Here is a 16,847-nt window from a genome sequence, read left to right on the forward strand (position 1 = left end):
TTCGGCTGTGTGGGTTTACTCGGTTGGGTCGAGATTCAGTGCAGAAGAAGGTATTTCAGTTTCCGCGACGGCCCCGAGTTCACTACCGGCGACGGCGTCGACGGCGTGCTGGTCGAGTTCGAACAGTTCACGTAGCGCTTCGGCGTAGCTGTCCCCGCCCGGCGCGCTGGCCAGTTGTTTGACGCGCACCGTGGGCGCGTGCAGGAGTTTGTCGACGACGCGGCGCACGGTGTTGGCGACCTCGTCGCGGTGCGCGGACTCCAGACCGGGCAACCGGTTGTCCAGCCGCAGCAACTCCGCCTCCACCACGTCGGCGGCGCGCTGCCGCAGCGCGGTGACGGTCGGGGCGACCTCGGCGACGCGCTGGCCGGCGAGATAGCCGGCCACCTCGGCGGCGACGATCGCGCGGGCGGCGTCGGCGTCCGACGTCGCGGTCTTGGCCGACGGTTCCCGCAGAATGCGGTCCATGTCGATGACGAACACCCCGGGCAGACCGGCGACCGCGGGGTCGACGTCGCGGGGCATACCGAGATCGCAGATCACCAGGTCCTTGGGCTCGCGGACGTGCGCGAGCCCGCGGTGCACGTCGGCCAGCGACACCACCGGACGCACGGCGCCGGTGCAACTGATCACGATGTCGGCGTCGGTGAGCAGCGGCGGCAGGTGGTCGAACGGGTAGGCCTCGGCGGCGATCCCCTCGGCACGGATGTTCTCGGCCAGACGCTTGGCCCGCGGCAGGCTGCGGTTGACCACGTGGATGCGGTCGATGCCGGCGCGCAACAGTTGCTTGGCGGCCAGCGAGCCCATCGATCCGGCGCCGACGACCACCGCGTGGCGGCCGGCCAGCGAGCCGACCTTGCGCTCGGCGATGTCCAGCGACACCGACACCACCGAGGCACCGGCGCGGTCGATCCCGGTCTCGGAATGCACGCGCTTGCCGACCGCGAGCGCCCGCTGGGACAGCTCGTGGAGTGTGCGACCGACGGACTGGTTGGCCTCGGCGGCGGCGTAGGCGCGCCGGACCTGGCCCAGCACCTGCTGCTCACCGACGACCGCGGAGTCCAGCCCGCTGGAGACGGCGAAGAGGTGTTCGACGGCGGCCTCGGCGTAGCGCACATAGGCGTATTTGGTGAGATCCTGCAGCGACATCCCGGAGTGGTCGGACAAAACCTGTCCGATGACCGAAAGACCGCCGTGGAATGCCTCGACGACCGCGTAGATCTCTACCCGGTTGCATGTCGAGAGCACCATTGCCTCGGTGACCAGCGACGACCGCAGCACCTCGGCGACGATCTTGGCCTGGTCCGATTCGTCGGTGCTCAGCTGTTCCAGAACCGACACCGGCGCGCTGCGGTGCGAAACCCCGAAAAGCAAGACGCTCATGGCTTCCTCACCACGATTGGCACCCGTCCAAGGTAGTCGTTAACCAGTTGTGCTACCAAATTTGCTCGGACAATCGTGCCCAGGGTCTCAACTGGTCAGATCCGCCCGCAGCCGGGGTTCGTCGACCTCCCAGTAGCTGTGCTCTACGCCGTCGAGCAGCACCACGGGCAGCCGGTCGCCGTACTCGGCGCGCAGCCCGGTGTCCCCGCCCGCGGCGGCGGCGTCGACGTCGGTGACCGTCAGCGTGAACCCGAGCTCGCCGGCCAGCGACCTCAGCTGCGCGGCCGCGGCCGCGCACATCGGACAGCCCTCGCGTGTCAGCAGCTGCACTCGTCGATCCACCCCGCCAGTATCCCGGCACGGTGACCTAGTGTTGTCATCGTGTCCGATATCGGGAGCCGGGCCCAGAAACTCGCAGGTGAAGCCAGCGCGGAGGCTGCTGCGCAGGGCCTCGACGAGTCACCGGCCGACCTCACCGGCCCTCCGCCGCCTCCGCCGGATCTGACCGCGGCGGCGTTCTTCGACGTCGACAACACGCTCGTGCACGGTTCCTCGCTGGTGCACTTTGCCCGCGGGCTGGCCGCCCGTGACTACTTCACCTACCGGGACCTGGCGATGTTCGTGTTCGCGCAGGCGAAGTTCCAGCTGACCGGGCGGGAGAACAGCGACGACGTCGCCGAGGGCAGGCGTAAGGCGCTGTCGTTCATCGAGGGCCGGTCGACGGCCGAGCTGGTCGCGCTCGGCGAGGAGATCTACGACGAGATCATCGCCACCAAGATCTGGCCGGGCACCCGGGCGCTGGCCCAGATGCATCTCGACGCCGGTCAGCAGGTGTGGCTGGTCACCGCGACGCCGTATGAGCTGGCCGACACCATCGCGCGCCGGCTGGGCCTGACCGGCGCGCTCGGCACGGTCGCGGAATCGATCGACGGTGTGTTCACCGGCCGGCTGGTCGGCGACATCCTGCACGGCACCGGCAAGGCGCACGCGGTGCGCTCGCTGGCCATCCGCGAGGGCCTCAACCTGCGCCGGTGCACGGCCTACTCGGACAGCTTCAACGACGTGCCGATGCTGTCGCTGGTGGGCACCGCGGTCGCGATCAACCCGGATGCCGACCTGCGCGACCTGGCCCGCGAGCGCGGCTGGGAGATCCGCGACTTCCGCACCGCGCGCAAGGCCGCCCGCATCGGGGTGCCGTCGGCGCTCGCGCTCGGCGCGGCGGGCGGGGCACTGGCCGCGGTCGTCTCGCACCGCGACAGGAAGTAGTCCCGCCCGCACCGTTGGTAGGCTCGGGCCCCGCCGCTCATCGAGCGGCGCCGACCCGTTCTATCGGGGGACCAGACCACGGGAAGACGCGCATGGGCATCGCAGACGAGATCATCGGGACGCACTACCGGTACCCGGACTACTTCCAGGTCGACCGGGAGAAGATCCGTGAGTTCGCCCGCGCCGTCAAGGACGACCACCCGGCGCACTACGACGAGGACGCGGCCAAGGAGTGCGGCCAGGACGCACTGATCGCGTCGCTGACGTTCCTGGCGGTCGCGGGCCGGCGGGTGCAGCAGGAGATCTTCAACCAGTTCGACCTGCCGATCAACATGGAGCGGGTACTGCACCGCGACCAGAAGCTGGTGTTCCACCGGCCGATCCTGGCCGGCGACAAGCTCTGGTTCGACTCGTACCTGGATTCGGTCACCGAATCGCACGGCGCGGTGCTCACCGAGATCCGCGGCGAGGTGACCGACGACAACGGCGAACCGGTGATCACCAGCATCGTGACGGTGATGGGCGAGGCGCAGCACGAGAACGAGGCCGACGAACTCACCGCACAGATCGCCGCCAAGCGCGATGCGGCAGCGCTGTCGAAGTTCGTTGCCGGGCAAAAAGCAGAGACCGGCTAGTTAAGGTGCGCCGGCGGCAGCGCTGGCGGTCGGCCCGGCTCAGCCGAAGAAGGTGTTCCGCCGGTTGGCCAGCAGCTGGTAGAGGGTCTGCTGGATGGTTTCACGGACCTGGTCGGTCAGTTCGAAGGTGACCATCGGGTCCTCGGCGGCCGACTCGTCGTAATCGCCGGTGTCGATCGGCTCGCCGAACTGGATGTACCACTTCGACGGCAGCGGCACCACGCCGAGCGGACCCGCCAGCGGGAACAGCGGCGTCACCGGGAAGTACGGCAGCCCGAGCAGCCGGGCCAGCAGCTTCACGTCGGCCACCATCGGGTAGATCTCCTCGGATCCGACGATGGAGCACGGCACGATCGGCGCCTTGGTCCGCAGGGCTGCCGACACGAAACCACCGCGGCCGAACCGCTGCAGCTTGTAGCGGTCCTTGAATCGCTTGCCCAGCCCCTTGTAGCCCTCGGGGAACACGGCGGTCAGCTCGCCGGCGGCGAGCAGCCGGTGCGCGTCGTCGGCACAGGCCATGGTGTGCCCGGCCTTGCGGGCGGCCTGCCCGACCACCGGCATGTCGAACACGATGTCGGCGGCCAGCATCCGTAGATCGCGGTGCGCGGGGTGTTTGTCGCGGACGGCGACCTGTGTCATCAAACCGTCGAACGGCAGCACGCCCGCGTGGTTGGCCACGACGAGTGCCGCGCCGGTGTCCGGAAGGTTCTCGATACCGCTGACCTCGACGCGGAACCAGGAGTTGAAAAGCACTCGCAGCAAAGGCAGCAAGATTGCGTCGTTGAGATGCGGATCGAACCCGAACTCGTCGACGGCGTAGTCGCCCGTCATCCGCTTGCGGACGAACTCGGCGATACCCGCGATGCGCTGGGCGAGTTCGTTGGGTTCCTGCTCGTCGAATCCGGCGCCCGCGCCGGGCCCGCGATGCTGGTCGATCTCGCGGACGACAGCCGCGATCTGCTCGGCGGATGCGCGCGTTCCCGGGTCGGTCAGCAGCGACGGATGACGCGACGCGCTGTCGGCCCGCTGCGACGCGGAGCGCCGACTGGACGCGCTGCGACCGGAATTCCCATGCAGCGGAATGACTTTCGCTCTCGGCTCGCCCGACACCCGCTATCCTTCTCCCCTGCTGTCCCCCACGATCGCACCCCGCGCAGAGTCTACCGCCCCCAGCGCTGCGCCGCCGCCACCGCGCGATTCTCCAGCGCATTCATCCAGCGCGGATCGATGATCGGGGTCAGCCCGCGGCCACGCACGTAGTCGTCGAAGGCCTCGGCCGTCGTCCACTTCGGGGTGTAGCCGAGTTCGTTGACCATCCGGGTGGTGTCCATCACGCGGCCGTAGCTGAGGTAGTCGAGTTGCTCGCGATCGAGTTCGGTATTGCGGGTGGCCCGCCACAGCGAATCCACAGCGACCAACGCCGAGCGCGGCACCGGCAGCGCCAGCCGGCCCGACCGCCGGATCGCCTGGCTCATCATGATCACCCCGGCGGCGCCGATGTTGAACGTGCCGGGCTTACCCGCCATGGTGGCGCGCTCCAGCGCGCCGAGCGCATCCTGCTCGTGAAGCAGCTGCAGCCGCGCGTCGTGGCCGACGACCGTCGGGACGACGGGGCCGGCCAGATAGCGCGAGAGCGCGGTGTCCATGGCAGGCCCGATCATGTTGGCCAGCCGCAGGATCGTCACCGCGATATCGGGCCTGCGCCGGCCCAGGCCGCGCGCGTAACCCTCGATGTCGATGCTGTCGCGGGCGAACCCCTCACCGGGCGGGCGCCTGCGGCTGCTGCTCTCGAAGAACGCGACCGGATCGCGCGAGCTGGACCCGTAGACCTCGGAGGTCGACTTCAGGATGACCCGGCGCACCGACGGCGCCTTCTGGCACGCCGCGAACAGCTGGATCGCGCCCATCACGTTGAGTTCTTTGAGCGTCGCGCGGCCACCGGCCCGCGGCGCGTAGGACGCGGCCGCGGCGTGCACCACGGTGTCGACGTCGCCGTTGCGGATCACCTTCGCGATGAAGGGATTGCGGATGTCGGCGCGGACGAACTCCGCGCGACCCATCCGACGCAGTAGATCCTTGCTGGGCGCGACCGCGTCGACCGCGATCACGTGGTTGATCAGCGGGTTCTGCGCGAGGCGCGCCGTGAGGTATCCGCCGAGGAACCGGCAGGCTCCCGTGACGAGTACGACCTTCGGGTAGTTCAGAGCCTCGCGGGTGTCCGACCCGTCGCCGCTCGTTCCGGACCGACCCTCAGAATCCATCCAGCCAGCCTAACGACGGGGCGTCAGACCTACTTGCCGAGTTTTCTGCGCTGCACCCGGGTGCGACGAAGCAGCTTGCGGTGCTTCTTCTTCGACATGCGCTTACGCCGCTTCTTGATGACAGAACCCATGAACTCCGCTACCTAGATTGTGTGGAGACCCGTGTACGGATCTCGTCAGCCTCGACCGGTCACCTTACCTGGCAACCGTCCCGGCGCCGAAATCCGCCTGCGTGCAGACGGGCCTCGGCTATCCGGCGTCGAAGTACGAACTCTCCAGCATGTCGTGGACCGCTTTGGCGTGCACCCGGAACGAGCGGCCGACCCGCACCGCGGGCAGTTCGCCGTTGTGCACCAGGCGGTACACCGTCATCTTGCTGACCCGCATGAGGCTCGCGACCTCGGCGACGGTCAGGAACTGGGCACGCGGCGCCTGCGCGTCCCCGGCGCTACCCTGCCCGGCGTCACGCGCCGTCTTCCCGCTCGCCGAATCCCGCGAAGATGGCCCGTTCATAGACGTCATCGCAACCCAATCCATCAGGCGCGGGCAGTTCCAGCGGCTTCCCCACCGCTGGACCCACCCGTGCTTACCACTGGGAGAATAGCGTGGCGGGTGGGGTTACTGCGACGGGTGTGGGGTAATCGGTTCCAAATTCCCGAACTACTCGGATGTAATTCCGAGCTGCTCAGAGCGCTTTTTCGCGGCCTCGACGGCAGCGGCCACAGCGGCCCGCAGACCACCGCGCTCAAGTTCCCGCAGGCCCGCGGCCGTGGTGCCGCCCGGGGACGTCACGGTGGCGCGCAGCTGGGCAGGCGAGGTGTCCATCGTCGGGCCCGAACCGGCGTGTTCGGCGGCCTCGTCGAGCCGCTCGAGCAGCATGGCCGCCGAGCCGGCCATGGTGTGCACGGCGAGATCGGTGGCGACCTTGCGCGGCAGCCCGGCCTCCACGCCCGCGTCGACGAGCGCCTCGACCATCAGGAAGAAATACGCGGGCCCGGACCCCGACACCGCGGTGACGGCATCGATCTGCGCCTCGGTGACGATCTGCACCTCGCCGACGGCGTCGAACAGCTGCGACACCTCCTTGAGGTGTTCGGGGGTCGCGAACCGGCCCGCGGCCACCGCGCTGACCCCGCCACCGACGAGCATCGGGGCGTTCGGCATCACCCGCACGACCGGGGAGCCCGCGGGCAGCTTGTTCTCGTAATAGGCGGTGCCGACGCCCGCGGCGACGCTGACGAAGACCTGCTCGGCGGTGTCACTCTCGGCGCGGGCGGCGGTATCGGCGATGTCGCCGATCACGTGTTGGACGTCGCCGGGCTTCACGGCGATCACCACGTAGGTGGCGGCGTCGACGGCGTCAGGGACCGAGGTGACCCGCACGGAGTACTTGTCGGCGAGGTAGGCGGCCCGGTCCTGGCTCTTCTCCGCCACAACGAGGTCCTTGACCTGCCTGCCCGCGCGTAACAGCCCCGCAAGCAGTGCTTCCCCGATACTTCCGCCACCGATGATCGCGATTCTGGCCATGCGGGAAAGCATGGCACGCGGCAGACGGGGCTATCGGTCGGGCACCATCGCCAGCTGGCGGGTCTGCACGATGATGCGACCCTCGCAATCGACCACGATGTGGTCCTCGTCGAACCAGTCCTGCCCGATCTGGGTGGCGGTGCACATCACCCGCAGCCAGCCGTCGGCGGGAAGGGCCCTCAGATACGCCGTCAGCTGCACGGTGGGCGCCCAACCGAACCGGTTGACCCCGAACGTCACCGGAGCGGACACGTCGCCGCACAGCAGCGCGAACAGCACGTCCGGCGCCACCCCCTTGGGGCGCACCCAGTACTCGATCACCGGCATGCCGCCGTCGTGGCGGGGTTCGAAAGTGGTCAGCGACGGCCTGATGTCGCAGCCGTGCGCGAGGTGCACGACGTCGGCCATCGGATGGTCCGGGCCGATCGGTTCGAGGCCCGGGGGCGGTTCGGGCGTCATCAGCGGTACGACCGGATTCACCGACAGCAGCGGCCGAGTGTCGGGACCGCTGTGTTCCGGGGTGCCCATCGTGATCGCCGCACGGACGGCGGTGCGATCCCCCTGCCGCAGCTCGACATCGAGCAGGCTCACCCGCCGTCCCCGCTTGAGCACCGTCGTGACGACCTGCATCTCCCCCGGATCCGGGGCCCACAGGAAGCTGCCCGACACCGCGATCGGCTCGACGCCGGGTTCACCGAACTCGATCCGGGCGGCGTTGGCGCACAGCGCGAGCATCGCGCCGCCGTGCACCTTCGGCCCGATCGTCCAGTGCTCGTTGAGTACGCCGCCGTAGACGCCGCCGCCTGAGGATGTCAGCGCCATCGCGTCGGTGAACAGGGCGGAGCTCGTCATGCACGTCCTCGGTTATCTCTTCTTCGCGCAAGCGCTCATCAGCTATCTCTTCTTCGCGCAAGCGCTCATCAGCTATCTCTTCTTCGCGCAAGCGCTCATCAGCGGAGGTCAGCGCAGCAGGTGCGTCCTTGCGAACTGCAGCGACTCGGTCAACAACGCCTCCCGTTCGGCCGCGTTGCGGGCGCCGGAGGTGCTGACCTCGAGGATGACATGACCGGCGAAGTCGCTTGCGGCCAGCATCTCGCAGACCTCGGCCGTCGGCTGGGTGCCGCGGCCGGGGACCAGATGCTCGTCGTGGGAGGCGCCGCTGCCGTCGGCCAGGTGCAGGTGCACCAGGCCGTCGCCCATCCGGCCGGCCATCTCGATCGCGTCGGTGCCCGCGGTCGCGGTGTGCGACAGATCGAGGGTGTAGTGCGCGTGGCCGCCGTCGAGCGGGTCGTAGGACGGCGCGAACGCCGAGATGCCGGGACCGGGGGCGCCGCCGCGCTTGCGCATCCGCTCGATCGAGGTCTGCCCCGCGCCGAAGAACCGGTCGGCGCGGAACGGGAACATGTTCTCGACCGCGACCATCACGTCGCTGCCGGATTCCAGCTCGGCCACCTGGTCACTGAAGCCGTCGGCGTAGCGCCGCTGCCACCGGAACGGCGGATGCACCACCACGGTCTGGGCCCCGAGCTGTTCGGCGGCGCGCACACTGCGCTCGAGTTTGGTGACCGGGTTGGCACCCCAAACCCGTTGCGTGATCAGCAGACACGGCGCGTGTATGGACAGCACCGGCACGTCGTAGCGCTTCGACATCGCCTCGATCGCGTCGATGTCCTGGCTGACCGCCTCGGCCCACACCATCAGCTCGACGCCGTCATAGCCCAGGTTCGCGGCGTACTCGAATGCCGCCTCGGTCTTGAGCGGATAGACCGAGGCGGTCGACAGACCGACCTTGATTGCTGGGCGCACAGTGCTTTTCGGCGGTTCCCGGTCAGCCCGACTGCAGCAGCGCGAGCGGGCCGAGGGTGACCAGGGCACCGACGGCCACCGCGATCAGGGTGCTGCCGATGTCCTCGGTCTTGCGCACGATCCGCACGCCGACCACCAGACCGAGGATGACGAGCACCGACAACACCAGCGCGATGATGTTGTTCCACTTCCAGAGCTGGTCGAACGCGACGAACAAGCCCGCGCCGAAGAACACCGCGATGACGCACTGCCCGACGATCCACGCCGCGTGCACGACCGAGGACATCTTGCGGGGCCCGTCCTGGTCCAGGTCGCCGTCCAAGTCGTCGTCCAAGTCGTCGGCAAGGTCGTCGTCGACGAGGTCTTCGTCGACCAGGTCGTCCTCGACGGTGGCGGCCAGCTCCCTGTCGGCTGCGGACGGACCGCCGAACAGCCGCGGCTCCTTGCTCGGGCGCAGGTACGACGGCAGTTCGTCCTCGTCTGAGTCGTCTGTGTCGTCGTCAGAGTCGTCATCCAAGTCGTCGATGTCGTCGATGTAGTCGGCGATGTCGGCGTCGGCGTCGGCGGTGTCGGTGTCGGCGTCGATTTCCTCGACCGCGATGTCCTCACCCTCGATGTCCTCGACCTCGATATCGGCCGGCGCATCGTCGAGTGCCGTCCGGCCGGGCGCATCGTCGAGTGCCGGGGCCACGTCGGTCACCTCGGTCTGCGTGGGCTCGGCAGCGCGCGCGGCGACGGGCTCCGCGACCGGGGCGCTCTTGCGGCCGAACCGGGGGAAGCCGAACCGGCGCTTCGGCGCGGGTGGCGGACCGCTCGGCTCGACGACCGGCTCGGCGGCGGTATCGGGCTCCGGGACTTCGGCGGGCTCAGGGACTTCGGAGACAGCTTCCGCCTCGACCGTATCCGCCACGTCCTCGGCGACTGCTGGGGCTTCCGGGGCTTCGGTGGCTTCCGGGTCTTCTGTGGCTTCTCGGTCAGCCTGGACTTCTACGTCACTCGCGGTGACCTCGGGGTCGCTTTCGGCGGGCTCGGCCTCTTCTTCGGGCTCGGCCTCAGCAACCTCGTCGACGGTCTCCGATTCGGCCTCGGGCTCGGCCTGCGCGTCGTCCTCGGCCGGGGTGTCGATGTGATCGACCACACCGTTGGCGGAGGGTTCGTCGTCCGGTTCGGCGGGCGTTTCGGCTGCCGGGGCCGTCGGCGGCGGATCGTCCGGCCGGATGATCGGGATCTCGCCGGTGAGTTCGGCGACGGTGACGGCGTCGGCGTTGCCGCGGCGACGGCGGCGTCGTCCGCCGACCGGGGGTGCCCCGATCGTGCCGTTGCGGGCCAGCAGCTCGGCGACCGAGATCGGCCGGGTGCTGCTGTTGCTGTCCTCAGTTCCAGTCATCGCCTTCGTCGCCTCTGAGCCTCGCTGCGTCAGCGTCCAGCATTGCGCACGGACATCGGTCGTGAGGCGGATTCACCTTCGCCGGTCTTGCCCGGCTTGCCGACCTTGCCCGGATGGTCGGCACCGCCCCCGACGAAGGCGCTCCCGTCGGCCTCGCTGTCGAGTTTCCGCAGGATGAGCCCCTCTCGCAACGCCCAGGGACAGATGTCCACGCTCTCGATGCCGAGAGCCTTCATGCTCGCCTCCGCCACCAATGCGCCCGCAACGATCTGCGGAGCCCGGTCGACACTCACCCCTTCCAATTCCGCACGGTCAGCCGCGGTCATCCTAGAGATGAAATTTATGAGTTGACGAAGACCGGTCGCGGTGAGCGTGCGCTTGACCCGCGGGCCGGCACCCGAGGGCGCCGCCCCGGTCAACCGCGCCAGCGAACGAAATGTCTTCGAGGTGGCCACGGCCAGATCCGGGGTACCCGGCGCCGAGATCGCCGCCCCGGCCTCGGACAGCTCGTTGGCCAGCCAGTCGCGCAGCATCGCGACCCGGCGCCGGCCCGGCGGATCGTCGGGCAGCCACTCACGGGTCATCCGGCCCGCCCCCAGCGGCAGCGACAGCGCCACATCTGGCTCCTCGTCCACCCCGCTGGACAGCTCCAGCGAGCCGCCGCCGATGTCGATGTTGATGATCCGTCCGGCGCTCCACCCGTACCAGCGCCGCACGGCCAGGAACGTCAGACGCGACTCGTCGACTCCGCTGAGCACCTTGAGGTCGACGCCGGTCTCGGCCTTCACCCGGGTCAGGACATCCTCGGAGTTCGTCGCATCCCGCACCGCAGACGTCGCGAACGCCATCAGCTCGGCACAGCCCGAGCTGGTCGCGATCCGGGCGAACTCGTCGACCGTACCGATCAACTTGTCGGCGCCGCGGCGGGTGAGTTTCCCGGAGTCGTCGATCGCCTCGGCCAGCCGCAGCGACGCCTTGGTCGAACTCATCGGCGTCGGGTGCCCACCACGGCGGGCATCGACCACCAACAGATGGACGGTGTTGCTGCCCACGTCGAGCACGCCTAATCGCACCCGTACAACGTAATGGGTCTACCGTGGAAAACCGTGAGCGCATCGGCATCGCATCCCGGGGAGGTCGAACTCGATTTCGCCCGTGAGTGGGTGGAGTTCTACGACCCCGACAACCCCGAGCATCTGATCGCCGCCGACATGACGTGGCTGCTGTCACGCTGGACGTGTGTGTTCGGCACCCCCGCGTGCAAAGGCACGGTCGAGGGACGCCCGGACGACGGATGTTGTTCGCACGGCGCGTTTCTGTCCGACGACGACGACCGCGCCCAGCTCGACGATGCGGTGAAGCTGCTGACCGACGAGGACTGGCAGTACCGCGAGAAGGGCCTGGGCAAGAAGGGCTATCTGGAGCTCGACGAGTACGACGGCAAGCCGAACTGGCGGACCCGGAAATACAAGGGCGCGTGCATCTTTCTGAACCGGCCCGGATGGCCGAAGGGCATCGGCTGCGCGCTGCACAGCAAGGCGCTCGAGATCGGCGTCGAGCCGTTGACGCTCAAACCCGAGGTGTGCTGGCAGCTGCCGATCCGGCGTACCCAGGAGTGGGTGACCCGGCCCGACGACACCGAGATCCTCAAGACGACCATCACCGAGTACGACCGCCGCGGCTGGGGTGAGGGCGGTTCGGACCTGCACTGGTACTGCACCGGCGACCCGGGCGCGCACGTCGGCGCCAAACAGGTGTGGGAGTCCTACGCCCCCGAGCTGACCGAGCTGCTCGGCGAGAAGGCCTACGCCGAGCTGGCCGCAATGTGCAGGCGGCGCAGCGCATTAGGGCTGATCGCAGTCCACCCCGCGACCCGCGCCGCCGAATGACCCACACCACCGGCTGACCGCCGGCGGCCTCAGCCCTCCAGTTTGTAACCGAGACCGCGCACGGTAACCAGATGCACCGGGTTGGCCGGATCCGCTTCGATCTTGCTGCGCAGCCGCTTGACGTGCACGTCGAGCGTCTTGGTGTCGCCGACGTAGTCCGCGCCCCACACCCGGTCGATCAGCTGCCCGCGGGTGAGCACCCGCCCACTGTTGCGCATCAGGTATTCGAGAAGGTCGAACTCCTTGAGCGGCAACGTGATCGGTGCGCCGTTGACGCTGACCACATGGCGTTCGACATCCATCCGCACCGGCCCGGCCTCCAGCACACCGTCGGTGTTGCCCGGGTCCTCGGCGTCGGCGCCGCGCCGCAGCACCGCCCGGATTCGGGCGATCAGCTCACGTGCCGAGTACGGCTTCGTGACGTAGTCGTCGGCGCCGAGCTCCAGGCCCACCACCTTGTCGATCTCACTGTCGCGGGCGGTCACCATGATCACCGGGACACTCGACCGCAACCGCAGCTGCTTGCACACGTCGGTGCCGCTCATGCCGGGAAGCATCAGGTCCAGCAGCACGATGTCGGCGCCGGAGCGCTCGAATTCGGCCAGGGCTGAAGGCCCGTCGGCCACCACAGTGGCTTCGAAGCCCTCTTTGCGGAGGAGAAAGGCCAGGGGATCGGCCAGGGACTCCTCGTCCTCCACAATCAGCACGCTGGTCATCGATGAATCAATCCTCTCGGTCGTCGAGGCTGTCGTCGGCGTCGTTGCCGTCGAGGTGCGGCGGATCGGCCGCCGGTATGGACAAGGTGAAGGTGGAGCCGGTGCCGGGCTGACTCCACAACCGGATCGAACCATTGTGGTTGGCGGCGACGTGCTTGACGATCGCCAGGCCGAGACCGGTGCCGCCGGTGGCCCGCGAGCGCGCCTTGTCGACGCGGAAGAAGCGTTCGAACACCCGCTCCTGATCGGCGGGGGCGATGCCGATGCCGCGGTCGGTGACCGCGATCTCGATGTTGCGGCCACGCCTGCGCCGGCTGATCGACACCGAGGATCCGTTGGGCGAGTAGGCGATCGCGTTGGAGACGAGGTTCGCGATCGCCGTCACCAGCAGGGTCTGGTCACCGAGCACGCGAAAACCGGTCGGCGCATCGGTGGTGACCGTGATGTCGGCGTTCTCGGCGGCCACCTTGTGACGCGAGAGCGCTTCGGAGACAACGACATCCACGTCCACCGTGCCCAGGTCGGGTAGCCGCTCGCCACCCTGCAACCGGGACAGCTCGATCAGCTCGCCGACCATGTTGGCCAGCCGCGTGGACTCCATCACCATCTTCTCCGCGAAGTGCGCGACGGTGGCCGGATCGTCGGCCGAGGCGAGCACCGCCTCGGCGAGCACGCCCAGCGCCCCGACCGGGGTCTTGAGTTCGTGGCTGACGTTGGCGACGAAGTCGCGCCGCGTCGCCTCCATCCTGGCGTGCTCGGACTGGTCGTCGACGTAGAGCACCGCGAACCGGCGGTCCAGCTCGGTCAGCAGCTGCACATGGCCCCGCACCGACAGCCCGGAGCGGCCGGGGCGGTCGCCCTTGAGCGGTGACAGGTCGAACTCGCCCGGTTCGCCGGTGGCCAGCGTGCGCTTGGCGACGGCCCAGGCCCGGTCGTCGAGGAGGCGTTCGCGCAGCAGCCCGAGCTCACTGGCCCGTTCGTTCATGTACACCACGTCACGGAAGTGGTCGACGACGACGATCCCGATCGGGGACTGCGAGACGATGTGCTCGAGCATCTGGGACACGGTGATGCCGGACTGCTCGGTCGAGCGCCGCTGCCGGCGCTCCCGAACCCGGGGCGCCACCCGGACGCCGGCCGCGACACCGATCGCCATCGCGAGCAGTGCCACGACTGCGACGAGCAGCAGCGCCGATACGACACTCACGGGCAAAGCGTACGCACTCGGTGAACGTCACCCCAGCAGCGTGCGGCCAAATCGGGACAAGTCACAGACGCTGAGACGGAAATTTCGACCGTGGTCTCCGAGTTGTCCCCGCGTGTTCACCCGCCGTTTTCCGGGCGTGCGGAGCAGCGGGTCTACTTGGCGCCTTGGGCGGCCACCGCGGCCGCTCCGGCCGCCGCCGCCTCGGGGTCGAGGTAGCTACCGCCGGCGACCGTGGGCTTGAGGTTCTCGTCCAGGTCGTAGCGCAGCGGGATCCCGGTGGGGATGTTCAGGCCGACGACGTCCTCATCGGACATCCCGTCCAGGTACTTCACCAGCGCCCGCAGCGAATTGCCGTGCGCGGCGATCAGCACGGTCTTGCCCGCCTTCAGGTCGGGAACGATGACCTCGGTGAAGTACGGGACGAAGCGCTCGACGACGTCTTTGAGGCATTCGGTCAGCGGCGCGCCGCCGGGGATGTCGGCGTAGCGGGGATCCTGGTCCTGGCTGAACTCCGAGCCGGCCTCGATCGGCGGCGGCGGGGTGTCGTAGCTGCGGCGCCACGCCATGAACTGTTCGTCGCCGTATTTGGCCTTCGTCTCGGCCTTGTTCAGGCCCTGCAGCGCGCCGTAATGACGTTCGTTGAGACGCCAGTCCCGGTGCACCGGGATCCAGTGCCGGTCGGCCTTGTCGAGCGCGATGTTGGCGGTGGTGATCGCGCGCCGCAGCAGCGACGTGTAGAGCACGTCGGGCAGTTTGTCCTGTTCACCGATCAGTTCGCCGGCGCGGGCTGCCTCGGCTCTGCCCTTGTCGGTGAGGTCGACGTCGACCCAGCCGGTGAACAGGTTCAGCGCGTTCCACTCACTTTCGCCGTGGCGGAGCAGGATCAGCGTCGCGGTATCTGCCATGAGGTGATCTTCTCACGACAGGGTTCGGTCGTCGCCACCGTCTTCGCTGATGAGGTGCTCGAACGCCTGCAGGTTCTTCAGCGATTCGCCGCGCGAGACCCGCCACTCCCATTCCTTCTGGATGGAGGTGCGAAAACCCAACTCCAGCAAGGTGTTGAAGTCGGAGTCGACGGCCTCCAGGACTTGCCCGAGCACCCGGTCGACCTCCTCGGGGCTCACCGAGGCCAGCGCCATCCGGCCGACGAGGTAGATGTCGCCGACATTGTCGAGGGTGTAGGCGACGCCGTACAGCCTGCGGTTGCGCTTGAGCAGGAACCGGTAGACGCCCTCGTGGTTCTCGTCGGGCCTGCGGCACACGAACGCCTCCACGCGCACCGAGTGCTCGCCGATCGACAGGATCGTGTTGGTCTTGAGCCTGCGCTCCCCCGGCAGCGCCACGACCAGGCCGGGCAGCCCACCGGCGGCGCCCTCGTGGAAGACGTACTCGAGGTCGTTGTCCTTCAGGGTCCGCTCGATGAGGTCCCGCACGGCGTCGGGGGCGCTCATGCGCGGACTCCGCGCCGCATGCTGAACCGGCGTCCGTTGCGCCGGGCCGAGAGTTGATGCCGGGCGCGGTAGTCGGCGATGGCGCGGCCGTAGCTGCCCAGCAGTGCGTCGACGGTGTGCGACCAGGAGAACGTCGCGGCGTGCTCGATCGCGGCCCGGCGCAGCGCGTCGGGGTCGGCGGCGAACACCTCGGACAGCGTCGTCGCCCACGCCGCGGGCTCGTGCCCGTCGACCAGCGCGCCGCTCACCCCGTCGCGCACGGCGACCGGCAGGCCGCCCACCGCGGCAGCGACCACCGGGGTACCGCACGCCTGAGCTTCGACCGCGACGAGCCCGAAGGATTCCGAGTGGCTGGGGACCGCGACGATGTCGGCGGCCCGGTAGACGCGCACCAGGTCGGCGCGCGATTGCGGGGGCAGGAACGTCACCCGGTCAGCGATACCCAACTCGGCGGCCAGGCGAACCAGGTTGTCCGGGGTCGCCAGCCCGGATCCGGACGGGCCGCCGGCGATGACCACCTGGACGTCGGGCAGCAGCGCGGCGGCGCGCAGCAGCACGTCGGGGGCCTTGAGCGGCTGGATGCGGCCGACGAACGCGACGATCTTGGCGTCGGGGTCCAGCCCGAGCGCCGCCCGCGCCTGCCCCCGGTCGCCGGGTGTGAAGGTGACCAGGTCGACGCCGGGATGCACCACGTCGATGCGGCCGGGGTCGGCGTGATGAAGTGAAACCAGTTGCCGGGCTTCGTGTTCGGTGTTGACGATGAGCCGATCGGCCTCGTCGACCACCTGCTGCTCACCGATCGCGCGCATGGGCGGCTCGGGGGCGTCCCCGGCCGCCAGCGACGCGTTCTTGACCGCGGCCAGCGTGTGCGCGGTGTGCACCAGCGGGACCGCCCACCGGTCGGCGGCCAGCCAGCCGACCTGCCCGGAAAGCCAGTAGTGCGAGTGCACGATGTCGTAGTAGCCGGGTTCGTGGGTGGCTTCGGCGCGCAGCACGCCCGCGGTGAACGCGCACAGCTGGGTCGGCAGGTCGTTCTTGTCGAGGCCTTCGAAGGGGCCGGCCACGACGTTGCGGACCAGCACGCCGGGGGCCACCGGGACCACCGGATCGTCGCCCGAGGAGGTCGCCCTGGTGAAGATCTCCACCTCGACGCCGCGGCTGGCCAGCTCCAGGGAGGTTTGCAGCACGTAGACGTTCATCCCGCCGGCGTCCCCGGTACCCGGCTGGGCCAGCGGAGACGTGTGCACGGATAACACCGCCACGCGCCGCGGTTGGGGCAGTCCGGCCGGATCGGTTGCTAGGCGCACAAGTTATGTCTA

Annotated in this window: 19 protein-coding genes; 3 read left to right on the plus strand and 16 right to left on the minus strand. The window is 68.9% G+C overall.

What is annotated here, in order from left to right; genetic code table 11:
- Positions 1–15: 15 nt before the first annotated feature.
- Complete coding sequence (locus NTM_RS03255; RefSeq protein ID WP_104861862.1) at positions 16–1,383, minus strand: glutamyl-tRNA reductase; 1,368 nt, start codon at positions 1,381–1,383, stop codon at positions 16–18.
- Positions 1,384–1,470: 87 nt separating this feature from the next.
- The gene (locus NTM_RS03260; protein WP_163765445.1) at positions 1,471–1,725 is read right to left on the minus strand and encodes a glutaredoxin family protein; all 255 of its coding nucleotides are present in this window, start codon (positions 1,723–1,725) and stop codon (positions 1,471–1,473) included.
- Positions 1,726–1,764: 39 nt separating this feature from the next.
- On the opposite strand from NTM_RS03260, the gene NTM_RS03265 reads away from it, so the two are divergent.
- Positions 1,765–2,649: an HAD family hydrolase gene (locus tag NTM_RS03265; protein WP_104861860.1), complete on the plus strand. Its 885-nt coding sequence runs from the start codon at positions 1,765–1,767 to the stop codon at positions 2,647–2,649.
- A gap of 92 nt (positions 2,650–2,741) precedes the next feature.
- Entirely contained in the window at positions 2,742–3,284 is a 543-nt protein-coding gene (locus NTM_RS03270; RefSeq protein WP_104861859.1) for an FAS1-like dehydratase domain-containing protein, read from the plus strand.
- 39 nt (positions 3,285–3,323) lie between these two features.
- Here NTM_RS03270 and NTM_RS03275 read toward each other — a convergent pair whose 3' ends face one another.
- The 9 genes from NTM_RS03275 to NTM_RS03315 all read right to left on the minus strand — a co-directional run bounded on the left by NTM_RS03275 (position 3,324) and on the right by NTM_RS03315 (position 11,338).
- Complete coding sequence (locus NTM_RS03275) at positions 3,324–4,394, minus strand: lysophospholipid acyltransferase family protein (protein ID WP_104861858.1); 1,071 nt, start codon at positions 4,392–4,394, stop codon at positions 3,324–3,326.
- 50 nt (positions 4,395–4,444) lie between these two features.
- Entirely contained in the window at positions 4,445–5,545 is a 1,101-nt protein-coding gene (locus NTM_RS03280) for an SDR family oxidoreductase (RefSeq protein ID WP_104861857.1), read from the minus strand.
- A gap of 29 nt (positions 5,546–5,574) precedes the next feature.
- Positions 5,575–5,676 (minus strand): 30S ribosomal protein bS22, encoded by a 102-nt coding sequence (locus NTM_RS03285; protein WP_003402602.1) that lies wholly within the window; start codon positions 5,674–5,676, stop codon positions 5,575–5,577.
- Positions 5,677–5,794: 118 nt separating this feature from the next.
- Positions 5,795–6,067 carry a helix-turn-helix domain-containing protein gene (locus NTM_RS03290; RefSeq protein ID WP_083142418.1) on the minus strand — a complete coding sequence of 91 codons (273 nt, stop codon included), beginning with the start codon at positions 6,065–6,067 and terminating at the stop codon, positions 5,795–5,797.
- A 138-nt stretch (positions 6,068–6,205) separates the two neighbouring features.
- Positions 6,206–7,072: a pyrroline-5-carboxylate reductase gene (gene proC / locus NTM_RS03295; RefSeq protein WP_104861855.1), complete on the minus strand. Its 867-nt coding sequence runs from the start codon at positions 7,070–7,072 to the stop codon at positions 6,206–6,208.
- A 30-nt stretch (positions 7,073–7,102) separates the two neighbouring features.
- Positions 7,103–7,924, minus strand: coding sequence for a thioesterase family protein (locus NTM_RS03300; protein ID WP_163765447.1), 822 nt, complete (start codon positions 7,922–7,924; stop codon positions 7,103–7,105).
- Between the two features lie 108 nt (positions 7,925–8,032).
- Positions 8,033–8,878 carry a sugar phosphate isomerase/epimerase family protein gene (locus tag NTM_RS03305; RefSeq protein ID WP_104861853.1) on the minus strand — a complete coding sequence of 282 codons (846 nt, stop codon included), beginning with the start codon at positions 8,876–8,878 and terminating at the stop codon, positions 8,033–8,035.
- Positions 8,879–8,900: 22 nt separating this feature from the next.
- Entirely contained in the window at positions 8,901–10,265 is a 1,365-nt protein-coding gene (locus tag NTM_RS03310; protein ID WP_163765448.1) for an Rv0497 family membrane protein, read from the minus strand.
- Between the two features lie 29 nt (positions 10,266–10,294).
- Complete coding sequence (locus NTM_RS03315; RefSeq protein ID WP_104861851.1) at positions 10,295–11,338, minus strand: Ppx/GppA family phosphatase; 1,044 nt, start codon at positions 11,336–11,338, stop codon at positions 10,295–10,297.
- Positions 11,339–11,350: 12 nt separating this feature from the next.
- On the opposite strand from NTM_RS03315, the gene NTM_RS03320 reads away from it, so the two are divergent.
- Positions 11,351–12,154: a DUF3109 family protein gene (locus NTM_RS03320; protein WP_083142135.1), complete on the plus strand. Its 804-nt coding sequence runs from the start codon at positions 11,351–11,353 to the stop codon at positions 12,152–12,154.
- Positions 12,155–12,183: 29 nt separating this feature from the next.
- Here the strand turns inward: NTM_RS03320 and regX are convergent, their stop codons facing one another.
- From regX to mshA, 5 genes are all read right to left on the minus strand, one after another.
- Positions 12,184–12,870, minus strand: coding sequence for a two-component sensory transduction protein RegX (gene regX / locus NTM_RS03325; RefSeq protein ID WP_083142137.1), 687 nt, complete (start codon positions 12,868–12,870; stop codon positions 12,184–12,186).
- Between the two features lie 7 nt (positions 12,871–12,877).
- Positions 12,878–14,077: a sensor histidine kinase gene (locus NTM_RS03330; protein WP_163765449.1), complete on the minus strand. Its 1,200-nt coding sequence runs from the start codon at positions 14,075–14,077 to the stop codon at positions 12,878–12,880.
- Positions 14,078–14,229: 152 nt separating this feature from the next.
- On the minus strand, positions 14,230–14,982 hold the full coding sequence (locus NTM_RS03335) for a phosphoglyceromutase (RefSeq protein ID WP_104861848.1): 753 nt from the start codon (positions 14,980–14,982) through the stop codon (positions 14,230–14,232).
- Positions 14,983–14,994: 12 nt separating this feature from the next.
- On the minus strand, positions 14,995–15,528 hold the full coding sequence (locus tag NTM_RS03340; RefSeq protein ID WP_163765450.1) for a type III secretion system chaperone family protein: 534 nt from the start codon (positions 15,526–15,528) through the stop codon (positions 14,995–14,997).
- Positions 15,525–16,835 carry a D-inositol-3-phosphate glycosyltransferase gene (gene mshA / locus NTM_RS03345; RefSeq protein ID WP_163765451.1) on the minus strand — a complete coding sequence of 437 codons (1,311 nt, stop codon included), beginning with the start codon at positions 16,833–16,835 and terminating at the stop codon, positions 15,525–15,527. Before mshA ends, NTM_RS03340 begins: the two co-directional genes overlap by 4 nt.
- Positions 16,836–16,847: the final 12 nt, after the last annotated feature.

The sequence above is a fragment of the Mycolicibacterium parafortuitum genome (assembly GCF_010725485.1).
GTDB lineage: Bacteria > Actinomycetota > Actinomycetes > Mycobacteriales > Mycobacteriaceae > Mycobacterium.